At 45.8% G+C, this 20,966-nt stretch carries 17 protein-coding genes, 1 tRNA gene and 1 pseudogene; 18 read left to right on the top strand and 1 reads right to left on the bottom strand.

The genetic code is table 11. The features are described 5' to 3' along the window. Positions 1–71 precede the first annotated feature (71 nt). The 5 genes from ACFI6J_RS16960 (at position 72) to ACFI6J_RS16940 (ending at position 3,287) form a co-directional block, all read left to right on the top strand. Positions 72–148 (top strand) — tRNA-Trp (locus tag ACFI6J_RS16960). A gap of 318 nt (positions 149–466) precedes the next feature. Next, complete coding sequence (locus ACFI6J_RS16955) at positions 467–1,195, top strand: alanine acetyltransferase (protein WP_348670623.1); 729 nt, start codon at positions 467–469, stop codon at positions 1,193–1,195. Between the two features lie 8 nt (positions 1,196–1,203). Next, entirely contained in the window at positions 1,204–1,704 is a 501-nt protein-coding gene (gene rimI / locus ACFI6J_RS16950; RefSeq protein ID WP_239245497.1) for a ribosomal protein S18-alanine N-acetyltransferase, read from the top strand. Between the two features lie 128 nt (positions 1,705–1,832). Then, positions 1,833–2,129, top strand: coding sequence for a hypothetical protein (locus ACFI6J_RS16945; protein WP_014975948.1), 297 nt, complete (start codon positions 1,833–1,835; stop codon positions 2,127–2,129). 228 nt (positions 2,130–2,357) lie between these two features. Further along, positions 2,358–3,287 carry a DMT family transporter gene (locus ACFI6J_RS16940; protein WP_014948714.1) on the top strand — a complete coding sequence of 310 codons (930 nt, stop codon included), beginning with the start codon at positions 2,358–2,360 and terminating at the stop codon, positions 3,285–3,287. Between the two features lie 7 nt (positions 3,288–3,294). Here ACFI6J_RS16940 and ACFI6J_RS16935 read toward each other — a convergent pair whose 3' ends face one another. After that, a complete protein-coding gene (locus ACFI6J_RS16935; protein ID WP_348670622.1) occupies positions 3,295–4,191 on the bottom strand; it encodes a LysR family transcriptional regulator in 897 nt (298 codons plus the stop codon). 192 nt (positions 4,192–4,383) lie between these two features. Between ACFI6J_RS16935 and ACFI6J_RS16930 the strand changes: the two genes are divergently transcribed. The 13 genes and pseudogenes from ACFI6J_RS16930 to ACFI6J_RS16870 all read left to right on the top strand — a co-directional run bounded on the left by ACFI6J_RS16930 (position 4,384) and on the right by ACFI6J_RS16870 (position 20,900). Next, entirely contained in the window at positions 4,384–5,583 is a 1,200-nt protein-coding gene (locus tag ACFI6J_RS16930) for an MFS transporter (protein ID WP_348670621.1), read from the top strand. Positions 5,584–5,663: 80 nt separating this feature from the next. Continuing rightward, positions 5,664–5,801: pseudogene (gene dkgB, locus ACFI6J_RS16925) on the top strand (2,5-didehydrogluconate reductase DkgB); the annotation flags it as partial. 30 nt (positions 5,802–5,831) lie between these two features. Next, positions 5,832–6,047 (top strand): MDR/zinc-dependent alcohol dehydrogenase-like family protein, encoded by a 216-nt coding sequence (locus ACFI6J_RS16920; protein ID WP_231506427.1) that lies wholly within the window; start codon positions 5,832–5,834, stop codon positions 6,045–6,047. After that, positions 6,034–6,225: a hypothetical protein gene (locus tag ACFI6J_RS16915; RefSeq protein ID WP_231506428.1), complete on the top strand. Its 192-nt coding sequence runs from the start codon at positions 6,034–6,036 to the stop codon at positions 6,223–6,225. Before ACFI6J_RS16920 ends, ACFI6J_RS16915 begins: the two co-directional genes overlap by 14 nt. A gap of 192 nt (positions 6,226–6,417) precedes the next feature. After that, positions 6,418–7,443: an IS110 family RNA-guided transposase gene (locus ACFI6J_RS16910; protein WP_416022445.1), complete on the top strand. Its 1,026-nt coding sequence runs from the start codon at positions 6,418–6,420 to the stop codon at positions 7,441–7,443. A 399-nt stretch (positions 7,444–7,842) separates the two neighbouring features. Beyond that, positions 7,843–9,408 carry a SulP family inorganic anion transporter gene (locus ACFI6J_RS16905; protein ID WP_014978293.1) on the top strand — a complete coding sequence of 522 codons (1,566 nt, stop codon included), beginning with the start codon at positions 7,843–7,845 and terminating at the stop codon, positions 9,406–9,408. Positions 9,409–9,719: 311 nt separating this feature from the next. Then, positions 9,720–12,269, top strand: a complete 2,550-nt coding sequence (gene nirB / locus ACFI6J_RS16900) for a nitrite reductase large subunit NirB (RefSeq protein ID WP_061439511.1) — start codon at positions 9,720–9,722, stop codon at positions 12,267–12,269. A gap of 36 nt (positions 12,270–12,305) precedes the next feature. Beyond that, on the top strand, positions 12,306–12,677 hold the full coding sequence (gene nirD, locus ACFI6J_RS16895; protein WP_014975661.1) for a nitrite reductase small subunit NirD: 372 nt from the start codon (positions 12,306–12,308) through the stop codon (positions 12,675–12,677). An 87-nt stretch (positions 12,678–12,764) separates the two neighbouring features. Further along, positions 12,765–15,668, top strand: coding sequence for a nitrate reductase (locus tag ACFI6J_RS16890; protein WP_061439513.1), 2,904 nt, complete (start codon positions 12,765–12,767; stop codon positions 15,666–15,668). A gap of 12 nt (positions 15,669–15,680) precedes the next feature. Then, entirely contained in the window at positions 15,681–16,664 is a 984-nt protein-coding gene (gene cobA, locus ACFI6J_RS16885; protein ID WP_061439515.1) for a uroporphyrinogen-III C-methyltransferase, read from the top strand. After that, complete coding sequence (locus tag ACFI6J_RS16880) at positions 16,648–17,634, top strand: glycosyl transferase family protein (RefSeq protein WP_061439517.1); 987 nt, start codon at positions 16,648–16,650, stop codon at positions 17,632–17,634. Before cobA ends, ACFI6J_RS16880 begins: the two co-directional genes overlap by 17 nt. Before the next feature lie 145 nt (positions 17,635–17,779). Next, on the top strand, positions 17,780–19,297 hold the full coding sequence (locus ACFI6J_RS16875) for a bifunctional metallophosphatase/5'-nucleotidase (protein WP_061439519.1): 1,518 nt from the start codon (positions 17,780–17,782) through the stop codon (positions 19,295–19,297). Positions 19,298–19,301: 4 nt separating this feature from the next. Next, a complete protein-coding gene (locus tag ACFI6J_RS16870; protein WP_061439521.1) occupies positions 19,302–20,900 on the top strand; it encodes a GGDEF domain-containing protein in 1,599 nt (532 codons plus the stop codon). The last annotated feature ends 66 nt before the right edge of the window (positions 20,901–20,966 follow it).

Below are 20,966 nucleotides of genomic sequence, written 5' to 3'. Positions count from 1 at the left end.
AGCATGCAGTGCATGGTAGTGATAAAAAGGCTTTACCTTTTTAATGTCATCCGTATAATGCACAGCGCGCTAGGGGTGTAGTTCGAATTGGTAGAACAGCGGTCTCCAAAACCGATGGTTGGGGGTTCGAGTCCCTCCACCCCTGCCACTTTCTCTTCTTATGAACGTTTACGTTCAAATCCTAAATCGTTTCTTTGTTAAATTCTTCTTCAATTATTCTTAAATTTTATTGGTTTCTGTTGCTAGTGCTTAATTTGCTGCAGCTGCTTTATTTCCTCTTATACCAAGGGTCAGGCATTATAAATTCGCGAATAACCCTTATGAATTAACGCTTATGAATTAGCGCTTGAGCATTAAACAGCAGGTGCAACCCGAGCAAAAGAACGCGATAGTTATTCAACCAAGCCTGCAACTTTAGTAAACTAAACAAATACAATGAACTATTCACGTTAGGTGTTTTTACGCAATGTCTCTTACTTCATATCAGCAGGCGGTTTTACAGGAAATGGGGATCCCTGTTTGGATCACCAAAGACGCCTACACTGAGCTAAAGCAGGAAGACCAAGCGAAACAAAACAACGCCAATGCAGCACAACGCAACGTCGGCAGTACAACTAGTTCATCGACACAGTTACCCTACAGCCAAAACGCTCAAACCAATAAGCCGCCTTCAACGCCAATATCTCAAGAAGAAAAGCAATCACGGCTTGCTCAGTTGCGGGCAAATGTTGGCAGTAGCGCGAAAGATAAGGCTAAGCCTAAAGACGGCGGGGCAGCAAAACTTTCCACACCTGGCGCATCGCACAATGACGGGAAAGTAGGGCAAACCGAAACAGGTGCTTCACAGTCACACAACACTTCGCCGTCTTACGACAATGCGGTTGCCTCGCAAGAGTCTTTAACAAAGTCTATTGGCGCAAAAGGGCCGGTATCGCCTGAAGGTATCCCGTTAAGTGCCGAACAGAAAGCAAAATCACAGCAATGGCTGAAGGACTTACAGCTAGCCTGTGTTCAGTTGGGTATACCGTCACAGTGGGCTAGCACCATAATGATTGGCCGTACGCTATCGGTAACCGAAACGGCCATTATATTGCCAGCCACACCGCTTAAACTCACAGCTGTGCAAAAACGGGAGCTGTGGGCGCAGCTTATCAGCGCAGCACGCGAATTAAACCATTCAGCTAACGGCCAGTAGTCGCGTCGATGAAGTTAACAATCGTACCGCCACAAGGCTTTAACGAGCACATTGAACTTGCGCATGCTATCCATCAAGAGGCACAAGTGTCGCCTTGGAAACTAAGTACCTTCGCAGACTGTTTCACGAAACCCTATTACGGGGTGTTTGCCTTTGAAAATGACAAGATTGTTGGCTATGCCATCATGCTTGAGGTCGTTGATGAAGCTACGCTGATGGATATTGCGGTAGACAGTGGCGCAAGAGGCAAGGGTGTAGGTCGCGCTTTAGTTGATTTTGTCATTGAGACATCGGTAAAAAATGCAATGCGTGAAATGTGGCTAGAAGTGCGTGAAAGTAACCATACTGCTATTGCGCTTTATGAGAGCTCGGGGTTTCAGCATATAGAAACCCGCAAAAATTATTACACCGTAAAAAATAATGATGACGGGCATGACAAGAGTAATGGAAACAGCGCACAAAAAGAAAACGCTAAAATCATGAAGTGGACAAATCCCACCTTAGCCTAGTGTTTGTAATCCTAGGCATATACGTTTCGCGTATATCAAAGCATTATCTGAACTCAGCATACGCTTCCAGACCATAGCCGTGCGTGTTTAAATTAGAACACGTTCTCTTCACCTAAGGTAGAAATAGCATGGCTAAAGTGCTCAACAAGGCTTTAATCTCATCAAAACGATTTGCTATAAATGTGGTTACCTACAAAGAGGGTCATAGCGTGTTAGAACATAATGACCCTATGGGCAGCGGGCGTTACTTTAAATTTAATGTAGTACTAAAAAAGCCGAAGCGCGGCGGTCAATTTTGGGCAGAGAAAGTCATCTTTAATCTCTTTAACCGCATTTACTTTTTTCGGCCAGATAAGTACATGCACAGCGTAAGCAAAATAGAAAAAGGGGAGCGGAAGCTGCTGTCTGTTGCATTGTACCTGTAGGTCATAGTGTTTATCAGTGATTAACCACCCGTATAGCAAAGTTTCCACAAGGTTTTAAAAAGTTGACCATTTGGTCGATAAATTGGCGTCTTTGCACGGTCAGGAAGGTTTTAATCCCTTGCTAATTCACTTATATTTGCGCCCTCAAAATTCTCCGCCTACATTCAGCTTACCAGGCGGTAGAAACTTCTCTTAACGCAGTTCGTGTAATTGGATTTTTTAAAACGCATGTCTTCATCATCGGTGGCGGAAAAAGAGCAATCAAAAGGCATTAAAATGCTTTTGGTTGCGGTGTTGTGTTTAGGACTTAACTGGCCAGGCATGAAATTAGGGCTTGAGATTGTAGGGCCTGTATGGATGGTGTGCTTGCGCTTCTTGTTAAGCCTTCCGGTACTCGCGCTGTTTGTACTTATCACCAAAAAACGTTTACCGGTGCTCAATCGTAAAGATCGCTCGGTGGTGTTTGTCGTTGCCTTTTTCCAGTTTATCCTATCAATGGGGCTTATTACTGTCTCACTGCAGTTTATTCCTGCCGGCACGGCCAGTATTCTTATTTACACTACACCGCTTTGGATGCTGCTTATCGACACTCTATGGTATCGGCAACGTCCGCCTTCTAAGCGATTAATTCTAACCGGTATATCTACCATTGGCTGTGCAATGATTTTATTTGCTTCGGGACAACCGGGCGCATGGCTACCGCTCTTTGGTATGTTGCTGGCATCTGCATTGTGGGCGGTCGCTATTCGAAGAGTGTCTTTTCATAAGTGGAAGGGAAGCGTCATTGAAGCTGTCTTCTGGCAGTTTACCATCGCAGGTTTCGCCATGCTTGCTATTGCACTGATAGTTGAACCAACACCTAATTTTGGGGCTTACGATATAAGCGATTGGTTACTATTGGCGTACATTGGGCCAGTGGCAACGGGTCTCGGTTTTGGCCTCATGGTAGCGGCGGGGCCTAAATTACCCCCAGATAAAATTGTTCTTATTAGTACACTCACGCCGATAGTGGGTTATGTAAGCTCTGTGATATTGCTTAAAGAAACGCTGCTGCCTATGGTTATGGCCGGTGCAATATTGATGATAGCCGCGCTAATAGTAAATGGCCTTCCTCAAAGCACACTTAAAAAGATATTAGGTAAAGGCCACGCGAAATAAAGGTAAGTTAAAGAGTTAGTCGAGGCTGTATAAAATCTAAAAACGCAGAGATACGAGACGATACTGCACTATTTTTATAGTATACCGCTTGTACCGACTCTCTGCGGTTTGGACTGACGATATCGTCGCGAAATAGCGCTACCAGCGAGCCTGCACTGATATCTTTGTGTACCATAAAGTGAGAAAGTAACGCGATACCTTGACCCGCCAAGCACAGCTGGCGAATAGTTTCGCCGCTTGACGCACGAAGACTGTACTGCAAGTTAATATCTTGCTTGAGCGGCCATTTATTTAGACTTGGTGAGTCGCTAAAGCCAATCAGTTTGTGTTTGTTTAGCTTGCTAATTCCATCCTCACCTTCAGATATGGGATATTTTTCAAGATACTGTGGGCTTGCCACAATATGCAGCTTACTTTTTCCTAAACGTCTAGCGTGCAAGTTAGAGTCGCTTAAATCACCAATACGTATTGCGATATCGGTTTTATGTTCCAACAGGTCGATAATGCTGTCGTGACTGGTGATATCGAGTGTTATGTCAGGAAATGCTTCTCGAAATTCACCCACTAACGGCGCTAGCTGGTGGAACACAAACGGGCTCGCAGCATCAACCCGAAGTTTTCCAGAAGGAGCCCGCTTTAATAGCCGTAATGCTTCTTCACCTTTTTCTAATATATTTAGCCCGTCTCTGGCATATTGCAGGAAAAGCTCACCTTCTTCTGTTAATTCCAGCCGTCTGGTAGTGCGATTCAATAGAGTTACATCTAAGCCATCTTCAAGTCGAGTAACTGCTCTACTAACTTTTGCAACCTGCTGATTGAGTAGATTGGCAGCACTGGAAAAACTACCTGTATCCACAACGGTTAGGAACGCTTCTAAATCTTCAGTTTTTGATGAGACTGGCATCGCACACCTTATATTTTCAAATATCGCAAAAGTATTTTGTCATTAGTGCTGTTTTTTGCAAATAAATTTATCGTCAAACTGTACGCACTTTATTAATGGCTTTCAAAAAACGGTGTAGTTGTTCGTTCTAGAAGCCAATGGTGGCGTTGTTAATCAAGCCATCTCGTTAATTACTTTTTGAGGATAATTGAAATGCCTATTGCATTATTTGCGTTAACGTTAAGTGCGTTTGCTATTGGCACAACAGAGTTCGTGATAGTGGGGCTTGTCCCCACCATTGCTACTGATCTTGGCGTTACGTTACCGAGCGCAGGCTTACTGGTAAGCTTGTACGCCGTTGGTGTTGCCGTTGGCGCACCGGTTCTTACCGCCCTTACGGGAAAGTGGAATAGAAAGCATGTTCTGCTTAGCTTAATGGCGCTATTTGTGGCTGGTAATATTCTTGCTTGGCAAGCGCCTAGCTACGAGAGCTTAATTTTAGCTCGCATTTTGACAGGCTTAGCGCACGGTGTGTTCTTTTCCATAGGGTCAACTATTGCTACAGGGCTAGTGGCGAAAGAAAAAGAAGCCAGTGCTATTGCCATAATGTTTACGGGCTTAACCGTAGCCTTAGTTACTGGCGTACCTTTGGGTACCTGGATTGGTCAAAACTTCGGTTGGAGAGCAACCTTCCTTGTGGTTTCTGCGCTTGGCACACTTGCGCTAATTGGCAGTGCGTTGCTGGTACCGAACAACCTTAAACAAAGTAAACCGGCCACCTTGAGTGAACAAATGAAGGTGTTGGTTCAGCCTCGTCTGGTATTAGTGTATCTAATGACGATATTGGGCTATGGCGGCACATTTACGGCATTCACCTATCTCGCTCCTATATTGCAGGAAGAGGCGGGGTTTGCGCCCTCAGCCATCAGCTTAATTATGCTGGTTTACGGTGTATCTGTCGCGGTAGGCAATATTTATGGCGGCAAGCTTGCTGACAAAAAAGGCCCAATCCGCGCGTTAACTATCATCTTTTCAGCCCTTGCGGTCATCTTGTTTGCCCTGACGTTTACCATGGGCAGTAAAGTTGCCGCAGTGATCACCGTTTTAGTGTGGGGCGCCTTTGCCTTTGGCAATGTTCCAGGACTTCAGGTGTACGTTGTTCAATTAGCAGAGAAGTTTACCCCTAATGCTGTTGATGTCGCTTCAGGTTTAAATATCGCGGCATTTAACATTGGCATAGCAGTGGGTTCAATTCTGGGCGGTGCAATTGTAGACGGCATGCAGTTATCTGATACCGCATGGATTGGCGCAATCATTTCTGTTGCAGCGTTACTTGTTACACGTTACAGCGGCTACTTAGACAAGCGCGCACTCAGTACTGCGAATATGGCGAATAACACAACGAGCGCGTAGGGAGGTCATAATGACGACAAATACCTTTGATAAGCTTGCACAACACACGTTCTCAGTAGGTGTAGAGCTTCCGCTAGATAACGACTGGGCGCAAGAACCTGGAAACCAATTTCAAAGCGCTTGAACTTACCTTAGGCGCTGACGATATCGCAAAGATTGACGCGCTAGATTGTGGCGACCGTCAAGCTAACCCAGATTTTTCACCTGCGTGGGACTAATCGGAAAAATCACTGTGTTAAGGAGCTTTTATGCAAGCTAACGTTTGGCAATTTGAACAAGCTGGCGCATCGCTGGTAAAACAGGTGCGCGAGTTTTCTGAGCCGAAGGCAGGGCGTATTGTCGTGCGCAACTATGCTATTGGCATTAACCCAGTTGACTGGAAGTTTATCGATGATAACCCGCGCGACTGGGAAAAAGGGTATATTCCCGGTGTGGACGGTGCGGGTGTTGTTGTCGCTGCATGATTATGGCGATTTGTCACAGTGGCAGCGTTTGGTGAAAGACGGTGAGGCTCTACTTGAGCAAGTTGCTGCGCAAACGTTGGTTGTCGAAATACCTAACGTGTTTGAATTTGATAATTTGAACAACGCGCTGCAATTTTCAAAAGAAGACAAGCGAAAGGCAGTCGTTGCGGTTTCATAAAGCCGGAATGATTAAGGTCCTTCTCTATCCTTAGCGATCTAAAGGGCTTCCTCTGCTTGCCTAAAGGCTTCGACGATATCGTCGAAGCCTTTTTTATTGGGTCAACGATGGAATGGTCTCCCCCCTCAAACGGCATCGCAATGTGCCAAACTTGGAATTGAACAATCAAGTTAACAAGGTGAGGAGACCAAGATGGATATTACAACGATTGGGCTGGATTTAGCAAAAAGTGTGAGTCATGTGGTGTGCTGTAATCAGGCAGGCAAGATTGTGCGAAAAAAAATGTTGAGACGAACTCAGATACTGCATTTTTTTAGTGAGCTAGCACCCTGTTTGGTGGGGGTTGAGTCATGTGCCAGTGCGCATTATTGGGCAAGAGAAATAGCGAAGTATGGCCATCAGGTAAAACAAATCGCACCACAGCATGTAAAAGCGTATGTGCGGGGTAATAAGACGGATTTTAATGATGCGCTGGCGATAGCAGAAGCAGTAGTGCGCCCCGAGATGCGGTTTGTGCAAACGAAAACGCAAACCCAACAAGATATTCAGGCATTACACGTGATGCGTAAGAAATGTGAGCGGGATAGAACGGCCAACAGTAATGAAATACGGGGATTGCTCAATGAGTACGGAATAATTCTTCCGGTGGGCATAAGTCATGTCTATAAATCACTGCCTGAATTATTTGACCGGCAGGTTGAGAATGGTTTGAGTGAATTGTTCAAAGAACTGTTAGAGCGACACTATCAAAAACTTGTAGAGCTGGATGAGCACCTGAACTGGTATACAAAGAAAATTAAACAACTAAGCCAACACGAAGCTTGTAGACGACTACAAAGTATTCCCGGAGTTGGTCCAATTATAGCCAGTGCGCTTTATCAACATATCGGCAATGGCAGTGAGTTTAAGAATGGTCGGGCAGTTTCAGCATCACTGGGGCTGGTACCCAAACAACATAGCTCAGGGGGCAAGCATAATTTACAAGGGATTAGTAAGCGTGGAGATAGCTATCTAAGAACCTTACTCATTCATGGTGCCAGGGCTGTCATGCGAGTGAGTAAACATAAAGAGACGCCATTGTCTCAATGGATAAAGCGAATAGAGCAAACGCGGGGGAGAAACAAAGCCGCCGTTGCACTGGCTAATAAATTAGCCCGAATAGCTTGGGCACTATTAGCACAAGGTGGCGATTATCAGCCTGAGTTGACAACCGCTTAAGTTAATAATGAACCAGTTCACTCCCAAGGATTGCTGAATAAACATAACGTGATGACAATACGGTTAAACCGACATATCGAAAACCTGATAGGGCCTGTGGATTTTAATCCGTGTCAACGATAAGGACGATATGGGCGAAGTTCATCGAGGCTCGAAGTGAAAATACTTCAACGAGAAGCCGGATATACGGACGCAAACCATTTTAGTCAAAACAGCATGTTTACTCTTGCAATAACGGGGGAGACCATATACAGGCCCTAGTAACAATCTATTAAAAGATTTTGCGCTACAATGGTGATAGAATCGCCGAAAAAATCTCCTACCTACTTGGTGTTCTGCTTTAACGCGGTGTACGCCATGGTGGGTTGTTGTGTTTAACATCTTAGCTTCTGAGAGAACATGTTCGATTTAATTACCAGTAAAGACAGCAACGTTAAAAACGACGTGCTATCAGGTATTACCGTGGCGCTTGCCTTGGTCCCTGAAGCCGTTGCATTCGCATTTGTGGCCGGCGTAGAACCAATGATTGGTCTTTATGCGGCTTTCATGATGGGCTTAATCACTTCCGCTATTGGTGGCCGACCAGGAATGATTTCTGGTGCTACCGGCGCCATGGCCGTTGTAATGGTGGCACTGGTTGCCCAACACGGCGTGCAGTATTTATTTGCCGCGGTTATTTTGGCTGGTTTACTGCAAATAATGTGCGGTATTTTCAAGCTCGGAAAGTTTATACGTCTGGTCCCATATCCGGTAATGCTAGGCTTCGTAAATGGTTTGGCAATTGTTATTTTCTTGGCGCAATTAGGCCAGTTCAAAGTGACCAACGCAGCGGGTGAATTACAGTGGATGGAAGGTACGCTGTTATATTGGATGCTAGGGCTTGTGGCGCTAACCATGGCCATTATCTATTTATTGCCAAAGCTAACCAAAGCTGTACCGGCGTCGCTTGTAGCGATTGTTACGGTAACCTTGTTAGTACACGGTCTTGACCTTGAAGCGCGCACTGTAATCGACTTTGTTCGCGATTTGCTACCAGCTGACCAGCGCGACACCGCGACGCTAGCGGGTGAACTTCCTAGCTTTGCTATTCCTATGGTGCCGTTCACCTGGGAAACCTTCATGATCATTTTGCCTACCTCAGTCATTCTTTGCTTGGTTGGTCTAATTGAGTCGCTTCTTACTCTTTCATTAATTGACGAAATGACAGATACCCGCGGGCGCGGCAACAAAGAGTGCGTTGGCCAAGGCGTTGCAAATACCGTAAACGGTTTCTTTGGCGGTATGGGCGGTTGCGCCATGATTGGTCAAAGTATGATTAATATTAACTCTGGTGGCCGTGGCCGCTTGTCTGGTATCACCGCGGCGGTTGTATTATTAGGCTTTATTCTATTTGCTGCTCCGCTAATTGAAATGATTCCTCTCGCTGCCCTTGTTGGCGTTATGTTCGTGGTGGTTATCGCTACATTTGAGTGGGCGTCATTCAGAATTATTCGCGGCGTAAACAAAGAAGATGCGTTCGTACTTTTCCTAGTAACAGGCGTTACCGTTATCGCTGATCTGGCTATTGCGGTTGTGGTGGGTGTTATCGTTTCAGCACTGGTGTTTGCATGGAAACACGCTCGTCATATTGAAGCGAGATCCCATATCGATAACGACGGTTGGAAAGTCTATGAGCTAGACGGCCCGCTGTTCTTTGGCTCGGTATCGCATTTCAAAGACCTGTTTGATATCGCCAACGACCCTAATGATGTAGTTATTGACTTTAAAGACTCTCGCATTTGGGATTCATCAGGTATCGATGCGCTAGATACCCTTGCTGACAAATACGAAGAGCAGGGTAAAAAGCTACACATTCGCCATATCAGTGATGAATGTCGCTCACTGCTTCGCAAGGCCGATAAGTTTGTTGAAATTAACGTGGTTGAAGACCCTCGCTACCGCGTAGCGACGGATAAGCTGGCCTAAGTTATTTGATAGCCTTAATGCACCAAGTAAACACAGTTTTGCGCTTGTTTGGTGCAGTTGTGAAGTCTGAATAATGCTTATTTTGTAGTAAATCAAATAAAAACAATTATTTACGGTTTTGGCACTGAACTTGGATAGCTATAAACGTAAAGTGTGTTTTGGTGATTTGTGTCAATCGCTGAAAATTGTGTGATTTATAACACTCCGTAAAATGTGTTAGCCGACCTAAACCGTTGGCAAAATAGGCAACGAAGCCCGCATCAACGAAAGTTGAAGCGGGCTTTTTTTTGTCCCGAAAAAAGGGGAATACCATGACTTCATTGGACTCAAAACCGCAAATTGTCGTCGTAGGCAACGGCATGGTGGGGCATCATTTTGTTGAGCAGCTTCACCAAAGCGATGCCAATGTAGAAATAACCGTTTTATGCGGCGAGTCACGCCTTGCGTACGACCGCGTTTATCTGTCGTCTTTTTTTAGCGGCGCGAGTGCTGATGACTTAGCGCTTACTACTCCCGCTCAGTACGCCGAGTGGGGCGTAAACGTAGTTACCAATGCCTTGGTTACCGATATAGACCGTGACAATAATAAAGTGACGACGTCGGAAGGGCAGGTGTTTAGCTACGATAAGCTTGTGTTAGCTACGGGCTCTTACCCATTTGTGCCACCCATTCCTGGCAACGATCAAGAGCATTGCTTGGTGTACCGTACTATAGACGATCTACTTGCTATTGAAGCGTCAGCAGCGGTGAGCAAAGTAGGGGTTGTCGTTGGCGGCGGTCTTCTAGGTTTAGAAGCCGCTAACGCACTAAAACAAGCCGGTCTAGACACCCACGTGGTAGAGTTTGCCCCGCAGCTTATGGCGGTACAGCTAGACCAAGCTGGTGGTAACGTGCTTAAAGATAAAATCGAAGCATTGGGCGTAATGGTTCACACCCAAAAGGCCACCCAAACTATCGAGGCTGGTGATACCTGCCGCTATAAAATGGTGTTTGCTGACGGCACTGCACTAGAAACTGACATGATTTTATTCTCTGCCGGTATTCGACCTTCCGATCAGCTTGGCAGAAAGTCAGCGCTAACACTGGGTGAGCGCGGCGGTATTGTCATTGATAACCATTGCGTGACGTCTGACCCAAACATTTACGCTGTGGGTGAATGTGCGCTGTGGGATAACAAAATCTTTGGTCTTGTTGCACCTGGCTACACCATGGCACGCACGGCCGTAAGTCATATTACAGGTGGCGATGCCGAGTTCGCTGGCGCAGATATGAGCACTAAACTCAAGCTAATGGGCGTAGAAGTGGGCTCAATTGGCGATGCCCATGAACGCACAGACGGAGCGCTTAGCTACACGTACTTAAATCAGCCCGAGGGCGTGTATAAAAAGCTGGTGGTAGATAGCGAGCAAAAGTACGTGCTTGGTGCTGTGCTCGTTGGCGATACCAGCGACTACGACACGCTCTTACAGTATGCACTTAATAATATTGAATTACCTGAACACCCAGAAAGCCTAATTCTGCCCTCATCCGATGCCGCACCGGCGTTAGGTGCCGATGCACTACCAGACACCGCGTCTATTTGTTCATGCTTAAATGTGACTAAGGGCGACATAGTTTCAGCCATTGAAGGCGGCTGTTGTAGCGTTGGTGATGTAAAAGGTGAAACTAAGGCCAGTACAGGTTGTGGAGGCTGTGCTGCCTTACTTAAAAATGTTGTGGATAGCGAACTTGAAAAGCGCGGTGTGGAAGTATCAAAAGCCATTTGTGAGCACTTCAACCATACCCGACAAGAGCTATTTCACATTGTTAAGGTAAACGGCATTCGCACCTTTGACGAGCTACTAGAGCAGCATGGTGAAGGTCTAGGGTGTGAAATTTGTAAGCCCGCTGTCGGCTCAATTTTAGCTTCGGTGTATAACGACTACATTCTTAAGGCTTCACATCTTCCTCTGCAAGACACCAACGATATCTACCTTGGCAACATGCAAAAAGATGGCACGTACTCGGTTGTACCGCGTGTACCTGGTGGCGAAATAACGCCTGAGAAGTTGATTCTGCTCGGCGAAGTGGCAAAAGAATACAACCTGTACACCAAGATCACGGGTGGTCAGCGCATTGATTTATTTGGAGCGCGCGTAGAGCACTTACCGGATATCTGGGAAAAACTGGTCGCTGGTGGTTTTGAAACCGGCCATGCTTACGCGAAGGCACTGCGTACCGTGAAATCGTGTGTGGGCAGCACATGGTGCCGCTACGGTGTACAGGATTCTGTTGGCACTGCCATTGACTTAGAGAATCGTTACAAAGGCTTACGTGCACCGCACAAAATTAAATTTGCCGTTTCGGGGTGTACCCGTGAGTGCGCAGAAGCCCAAAGCAAAGACATTGGTGTTATTGCTACCGAGCAAGGCTGGAACCTGTATGTTTGCGGAAATGGCGGTATGAAGCCTCGACATGCAGACCTGTTTGCCACCGATCTAGATACCGAAACCCTTATAAAGTACATCGACCGCGTGCTGATGTTTTATGTGAAAACGGCTGATCGCCTACAGCGCACATCGGTGTGGATGGACAACTTAGAAGGTGGGTTAGCTTACTTGCAAGACGTTGTGATAAACGATGCTCTTGGCATTAATGGTGAGCTTGAAGCACAGATGGATGCTGTGGTTGATGCTTATCAGTGCGAATGGAAAACCACCATTGAAAACCCTGAGTCGCGCAAGCGTTTCCGTCAATTCGTAAACAGCAATGCTAGCGACACCAATATTCAGTTTGTTTCAGAGCGAGGCCAGGTTCGCCCAGCTACTGAAGCTGAAAAAGTAGCAGGTAAAGATCAGTTCATTCCTGTCTCTATGGTATAGCCACTGGCTTATCAACCCTGTTAGGAGAATCAAATTATGTCAGCAGCGCAAAATGTAATGGCGTCAGAACCACAGCAAGTGCAATGGCACTATGTTTGTGAGACGAACGACTTAGTGACAAACAGTGGGGTTTGCGCCCTTGTCGACTCACAGCAAGTGGCAATTTTCAGTTTGAAGATAAACGGCGAAACCCAGGTTTTCGCCATTAGTAACTACGACCCTATTGGTAAAGCAAACGTACTCTATCGCGGGCTTCTAGGGTCGATAGGCGGTGCGCCTGTTGTTGCTTCGCCTCTATACAAAGAGCATTACTTTTTAGAAACCGGGCTGTGTAAAGAACACGACGATGTTTCCGTCACGGCTTACGCTGTGAAGGTAGAGGGCGAAAAGGTTTTTGTCGGTGTTTAAGCAAACTGCCTTTATTTGAACGCCCACATGAAAAAAGCCTTTTAGCAAAATGCATTCAAAAGCTGTGAAACCGAAAAAGGTAATGAAATGAATATGCCTACACGACAACCCGACATGATGTCTGAACAATTAAGACAAACAACATGCCCTTACTGCGGCGTAGGGTGTGGTGTAGATATCAGTTGCAACGTAAGCACGCGTGCCATAACCCTGGACACTGTTAAAGGCACGCCAGAGCATCCCGCCAATTATGGAAGATTGTGTGTCAAAGGAACAAACCTGCTTGAAACAAACGACATAAACGGTCGTTTGCTTCACCCAACCATGGCAGGTCAATCGGTGGATTGGGACACGGCCACCGATGTGATTGCGGATAAGATCACCTCTACCATTGCGCAGTATGGCGCGGATGCCGTTGCTTTTTATGTATCAGGTCAGCTTCTCACCGAAGACTATTACATTGCCAATAAGCTTATGAAAGGTTTCATCGGCAGTGCCAATATCGATACGAATTCACGCCTATGTATGTCATCAGCCGTTGCCGCGTACAAGCGAGCCTTCGGTGAAGATGTAGTGCCTTGCGATTACACCGATTTGGAATGTACAGATTTACTGGTGATCACCGGAAGTAATGCGGCGTGGGCGCACCCAGTGCTTTTTCAACGCATTCAGCGAGCAAAGCTGAAAAATCCGAATATGAAGGTCATTGTTGTTGACCCACGCAAAACCGAAACCTGTACCATTGCCGATTTACACCTTCCTATAAAGCCGGGTAGCGACGTAGCGCTATTTAACGGTTTACTCAGCTATGCAAACGCACAAGGTCGAATAGACAAATCCGCCGTTGAGACCTATGCCGAGGGACTTGAAGAAACGCTCAAAAGTGCAAATGCCTTAACGTTAGATGACGTTGCTGAAGTATGCGACCTGGACATTAACAGCATTAAGGCCTTCTTTGATGCCTTTTGTGAAGCCTCTAGCGTAGTTACTTTTTATTCTATGGGCGTGAACCAGTCTTCTGCTGGTGTGGATAAAGCCCAAGCCATTATCAACTGTCATTTAGCAATGGATTTAATTGCTAAAGACGGTTGTGGTCCGTTTTCAATTACTGGCCAGCCAAATGCCATGGGAGGGCGTGAAGTCGGTGGGTTAGCCAATATGCTAGCTGCTCATATGGACCTTGAAAACCCTGATCATATCAGCGCTGTTAAAACCTATTGGAATGCACCCGTCATGCCTAAAGGGCAGGGGCTTAAAGCAGTTGATTTGTTTAATGCAATTGAGAGTGGAAAGGTAAAGTTCGTTTGGATAATGGGGACTAACCCTGTTGTCAGTATGCCAAATCGCGGTCAAGTTGAGCGCGCACTTTCAAAGTGTGACATGGTGGTGGTGTCTGATATTGTTGAGTCTAACGATACGCTTAACTACGCGCACATTGCCCTTCCTGCCACGGGGTGGTCGGAAAAAGACGGCACGGTAACAAACTCAGAGCGCCGTATTTCACGTCAGCGCGGTATATTGCCCCCACCAGGTAGTGCAAAACACGATTGGCAAATACTATGCGAAGTGGCGGGTAAAATGGGCTTTGGCGAGGCATTTAATTTTACCCATTCGTCACAAATATTCTGCGAATACGCTGGGCTAACCGGCTATCAAAATAACGGTAAGCGACAATTAGACCTGTCACCTTTACAAGCGTTAAGTGAAGCTCAGTACAATGGGCTATCGCCTTTGCAGTGGCCTTTTCACACAGTTATAAAAGCTGAGAATACGGCCAGTTCTAATTCTAAATCTAACCCTAACCCTCGCCTTACCAGTAAACGTCCTTTTGAAGATAAACGGTTTTCAACCCCTAGTGGCAAAGCGAAACTTATTCCCGTAACTTACAGAGCGCCACTGCAGGTAACATCAGACGCTTATCCTTTTGTTGTGAACAGCGGCCGAGCGCGAGATCAGTGGCATACCATGACGCGCACGGGTAAAGCGGCAAAGTTACTGGCTCATATGCCAAGTGCTTGCGTGCATATCAACCCTAAAGACGCTGCTGAATTGGGCGTTGAAGATGGAAGCCTCGTTTCTCTTTCAAGTGCAGTGTGTAAAGACGCCCCTGTTATTTATCCGGTTAAAGCGGATACGGATATGCGCAAAGGGGAAGTATTCATTCCTATTCACTGGTCGGCGCAATGGGGTTCGCACAGTAAACTAGGCGCACTTTACGCCAGCGCGGTAGACCCTATTTCAGGGCAGCCAGAGTTAAAACACGCGGCGGTAGCTATCGCGCCTGCTCATTTCGCTACCTACGGCAAGCTCTTTGTTTCATCAGTAAACCAATCAGCACATAATTCAAAACTTAATCCGTTTAGTGAAGACGCACTAAAGCATGCGTGTGATTACTGGAATACGACACCGCTTGAAAGCACAGAGGCGTCTTCACCTTTAAATAACTCGGATGCAGCATTATCAGTATTGAATGTTGCTTCGAACAAAGGTCGTCGGGATTTTACCCAAGGGTTGATACCTCTGCTGCCGCAAAACGCGGTGCTATTGCAGTTTCATCATCATACATACTCAGTATGCCTTGCGCTTGTCGATGATACTCTTTGTTTCGCGGCGTTTTTGGGCGATGAGCCAGAAAAGGGTGAAAGGGCACCAGCAACTGCACATACAACAGCGCAGGCAGCGCCACATTCAAAAAGCACATGGTCAGTACCTAACGAATGGCTTGCCAGTCTTCTCAACACATCTATTTCTACAGACATACAGCGCAATTTAATACGTGGCCAAGTAGACGACGCATTTTTAAATGGTGATGTAGTTTGTAGCTGCTTTGAAGTGCGCGAAAAAACCATTACACATGCCATCGAAGAAGGCTGTAGTTCGGTGGCAGAGCTTGGTGAAGCATTAAAGTGTGGTACGAATTGTGGCTCGTGTAAGCCCGCCTTGTCTCAGCTGATAGACAAGCATTTAGTCATTGAAATTCAATCTGTTTAGGAGCGTTAAATCATGTCAATTGCATCTAGTTGGTCGTTACCGTTTTTGCGCACCTTATTTAAACCGCAGAAACCTTTGTTAAACCTCTTTTATCGCGATGCTATTTCTACCACGGTCACGACCGTGACGACGCGCCAGCGCTCCGATAATCCAAAAGCTCCAGCTAAGCATTCATACTTTGGCAAGTGGTTGAAGTTAGCAAACAGGCAAACTGAAGGTCATAAACAAGGGCAGGTGTTCATCGTCGGTGCTGGCCCCGGCGATGCCGAGTTACTTACGTTAAAAGCGTTTCGTCTTCTGCAACAAGCCGATGTCGTGCTGTTCGATGCCTTAGTCAGCGAAGATATTCTCGCGCTAATTCCCTCTAAAGTGGTGAAAGAATATGTAGGGAAGCGCTGCAAAAAGCATAGCTTTACCCAAGACGCTATATGCAAGCGAGTGGTTGAATTGGCATGCAACGGTCACACTGTCGTGCGGTTAAAAGGCGGTGACCCAGCCCTATTTGCAAGAACCTGCGAAGAAACCGATGCACTCACAAAGGCCAACATTCCTTTTGCTATTGTTCCTGGTATTACGGCAGCATCGGGTGTGTCAGCCTATACGGGTATCCCTTTAACCGACAGGCGCTGCGCTCAATCGGTGAGTTTTATGACCGCACATTTTAAAGACGCGGAACAATGGCCAGAGATGGCACCTTTGGCGCAAAATGTGTTGAACCAAACCATGGTGGTTTATATGGGACTAAGCCGGCTTGAAGGTCTATGCAAAGGCTTGATTCATCACAACGTGCCAACGACATGGCCAGTAGCGGTAATTGAAAATGCCACTTCGCCTGAACAGCGCATGATTACTGGCGTGCTTGCCGATATTCATAGCAAGGTAGAAGCAGCAAATTTAACGGGGCCTACGTTACTTATATTTGGAAAGGTGGTAGAGTCTCGTCAACAGGTAAATACTCTTCTATTACATTCATCCAAGCATGCAGCAACCATTTAGTGAATACATAAAAATTATTGGCAAAGGTCAAAAAGGGGGGCGTAGCCTTACCCGTGATGAGGCTTATCATGCCATGAAAATGGTATTGGCCAATGAAGTGACAGGCGATCAACGCGGCGCATTTCTTATGTTGCTGCGTACGCGTGAAGAAACACCAGAAGAAGTTATTGGCTTTGTCGATGCATGCAGAGAGCTAATAGAGCCAGAAGTCAAAACCCTCACCCCCACGTTAGATATTGGCTGCTACGCGGGAAAGCGTCGCCAGTTACCATGGTACTTATTGGCCGTAGCGGTTCTAGCCAACAATGGTTACTCGGTTATGCTCCACGGTGCGCATGAGCCGGGTTCAGGGCGCCTTTATGCAAGTATAGCGTTACCCCAATTGGGCCTGTCTGAAGTTAGCAGTATTGAAGATGCCAAACAGCAGTTAACGGATAAAGGGGTGACTTACCTTGATTTGTCTTATTTGCTGCCTGCGCTCGACACAATTATTAAGCTTCGTGAGGTATTTGGCCTGCGTTCATGCGCTAACACCCTCGCAAGGTTGTTGAATCCCACCGCTGCACAATTTTGCGTACAGGGCGTTTACCATATGCATCTTGACCACAAACACTGCCGCGTTAATGAAAATTATCCATCTATAGATGCGCTTTGCTTTCGTGGTGATGGCGGAGATCCTGAAGTTAATGGTGAACGGGAAACTGAGCTATTTATTACCCGAAATGGTGAGACCGAAGAAGTAATAATGCCGGTGGTTGCTGACAAATGGGCGCTTAAAGATAAAGACATGAACGTTAACGACATGCTTGATGTGTGGGCGGGTAACGCGAATAGCCTTTACGGTGAACAAGCCGTTTTGAGTACACTTGCCAGCTATTTGATACTGCTACAAAAGTGTGATGTTGCAGATGCCCTGTCCCAGGCAAGGCAGCTTTGGGCACAGCGCGATAAAAGCGCAACGCCATTTTAAGGTCACCTGCGTTTTCTGAGCGGGCAATTATCTATATTGCTTGTTATAAAGCCCTTCTTTTTAAGGAAAAATAGCCAATCGTCGCATTGACTTAATCGTTGCTATACTTGTTAATAGTATTAACAAGTTTTCCTTAAGTGGTGTTATGCGAATCACGCAATGGCTCGTATTTTTAGCTAGCCTGTCGCTCTTATTTCGAGCAGGTTATGCTGTATCTGAAAATCGAGAACAGGTCACAACCTCTAGCGTAACTTTCGTACTAACCGCAGATATGCCTAATATTAGCGACGCACGCACAGGGCGTTACGCTAATCTTCAAACCCTCGTAAAACAACAGCGGCAAATTAGTGAAACCGTCTTCTTCATTTTCGGCGGCGGCTCGATTGGGCCGAGCGCGCTATCCTCGTTTGACCGTGGCTCCCACATTATTGATATTCTCAATTCCCTTGAGCCAGATGTGATGGGGGTCACAAAGAGAGAATTTAGTTTCTATGAGGATGAATTATCTCTTCGTTCTTATGAAGCAGCCTTTCCATTGGTAGCCAGCAACGTAATAGACAACCGGGTGGGGCGTTCCCCAGATGGCCTGCACACTTCTGTGATTGTAGAAAAAGAAGAATTAACACTTGGTGTTATATCAGTTTTACATGAGAGAGTGATAGAGGAGTACCAATTATCTGATATTGCTATAACGCCTCCTCAAAAAGCCATCATGGAGGAGTCTAAAAGATTGCGACAGCAAGGCGCAGATATTATTTTGCTTCACTATTCCTACCCGTTCCCTTTTATTAATACCATGCTGAACAAACGCATTATTGATGTCGCTTTTATAACAGACAGTCGCTTGGACGAGAAAAATATGCTCGAAACTACGCGTCATCCTAATAGTATGGTACTTACACAGCAGGGAACCGCTGTCGTTGCTAGTTTTGTGAAAAATACTGGGTGGCAAGCAACGTCGTATATAGAACAGCCGTTAGAAGATATAGAGGCTGATGCTGAGTTAAACGAGCAACTCATTGAGTATGAAGCGCGCCTAAAGCGGTTGTTAAATATCCAAATTGGCGAATGGAAGATTGCCGTTTCGACTGCGCGCAAAGAAGTGAGAAGTGAAGAGAATCCTTTTGTAAACTTTGTCGCGGATACCATTAAACGCTATGCCAATACTGAAATTGCCTTGATAAACGGAGGCAGTATCCGAGGCAACAAACAATATACGGCAGGTACACCAATTACTCGGCAAGATATTGTCACCGAAATGCCGTTTCGCGCGCATGTTGTGGCTTTGGATATAACTGGCGCTCAGTTAATTCAAGCTCTGGAAGAGGGGCTTTCGCAATATCAAAATTTAAAAGGTGGTTTTCCTCATGTATCGGGTATGTCTTATAGTTTCGACCCTTCAGCGAAAGTGCTTCAACGAGTAAAAAATGTCACGATTAATGGAAAGCGAATAGATAAGTCGAAAACCTATTCATTGGCTACAAGTAACTTTCTGGCTAATGGCGGAGACGGTTTCTATGCGTTAAAGAATACCGAAAAGCGTCCGGCCTCGAGCACACGTCCCCCTCAAATATCAGACCTTGTTATGCAGGCCATCGTCAATCAATACGATTTAAAGCCTAAAACTGATAACCGCATAATAAATATGGCAAAAGGCGAGTGATCAGATGCAGCATAAGAAAAAGATTTTGTATCTGTTTATCATTGCACAATGCAGTGTGATGGGATTTTTTCTTTTAATACTGGTTTTGACGCTGCTGCGTTTAAATGACGTGCGAACAGTGCTTGACGATATCACCTCGTCTTCTATCCCCACTCTTAGCCAAGCTACTGAAATTACTCGTGAAGTTCAGCACTTAATTTCACTTACTGCGCGATTAACATCGTCTGAGAGCCAATCGTCTCGGCGTATTGTCAAAACTCAGTTAGATGAAACGATAGAGCGCCTGGATTCCTCCAATTTGAAACTTGAGCAGGGAGACAAGTACTTAGCGACGCAACTGAATGTACTTACATTAGAAATAGAAGAACTAAACGCATTAGTGCGTCAGCGAATTGATGTTGAAAAAGAAGTGCGGGTGGAAAGGGAAGTACTCTTTACTTACTTGAACAATATTTTCGAAGACAATAAATCGCAGTATGTGGGTATTCAATCTTCTCAAACGCTGGTTCCTCTGATATTACAAATTGCCCAAATAAATCAGCAGTTCCAACTGCATGAGTTACGCAAGTTAGAGGACAGTATTGAAGAAAGCATCGCTTCCTTGCGTGAGGCGACATCGCTAGACAAGCGCAGCAGCGAACTGGTAAGAGCGCTAGAGGAGGGGGTATTAGGTAAATGGGGCATGATTGATAAACAAGCTAATGTCATGCGTATTCGTGGACGTTCAAGAGGGCGAGGCAGTTTTGTTGAGCACTTGGCTGAAGAAGTCGCGTCAAATATTGAGTTTAGGGCATCTTCAATCACAAAAGACACCTCTTCTTACGCATTGTCTGCCAACCAGGCCGTGTCCAAACAAATAACCCTGTCATTGGCACTCTCATTAATTGTGATGATTATTTGTTGCGCCATCATCTTCTACATCTACAAACGTATTATTCTGCGTTTAATTGCTTTAACCAATTTGGTTGAAAAAAATAGTGACGAGGTAGCAAGCTTCGAAGGCAGTGACGAGATATCTCGCCTGGCTAAAACCTTTGCACTGTATTTTGAGAGAGTGAAGAGCCAAGAAACCGAATTGATTCGTTTGTCACTTAGCGATCCGCTCACTAACATCCCAAACCGACGGGCGTTTGAAATGGAAATGGAAAAGGTAATAGCAATGTCAAAACGGTATGAATGGCCGTTGACGGTGATTATCTTGGATGTCGATAGTTTCAAACTTTACAATGACAATTATGGTCACCCTAAAGGGGATGAATGCCTGAAAGCCGTCGCTATTGGGCTTAATGAAGTTATTACCCGTAATACTGATTTTTGTGCTCGATACGGTGGTGAGGAGTTCGTAGCGATTTTGCCTAATATCGATGAGAAAGGCGCGAAGGTGAAAGCTGAAGAGATTCGAGATGCGATAGAATCATTAGGGATAGAGCACAGCAAGAGCACAGTTTCACCCGTAATTACCGCAAGTTTGGGCGTTGCAACGGTCAACTTCGTTAATCACCACAACTGGACATTAACTTCGATCCTGAATACCGCTGATAAAGCGTTGTACGACGCCAAAACGGGCGGAAGGAATCGCTGCGTGTTTTCATCGCTGCCATGAGTATTTTGGTATAGCAAAAAGAGGCGGGTTTATGTCAATGCCCAAACTGGGCTATCTTTAATCTTT

Source organism: Alteromonas sp. G4i13, from assembly GCF_054960505.1.
Note: the sequence above shows the minus strand (reverse complement) of the source record. Positions and strands in the feature narration are given on the sequence as shown.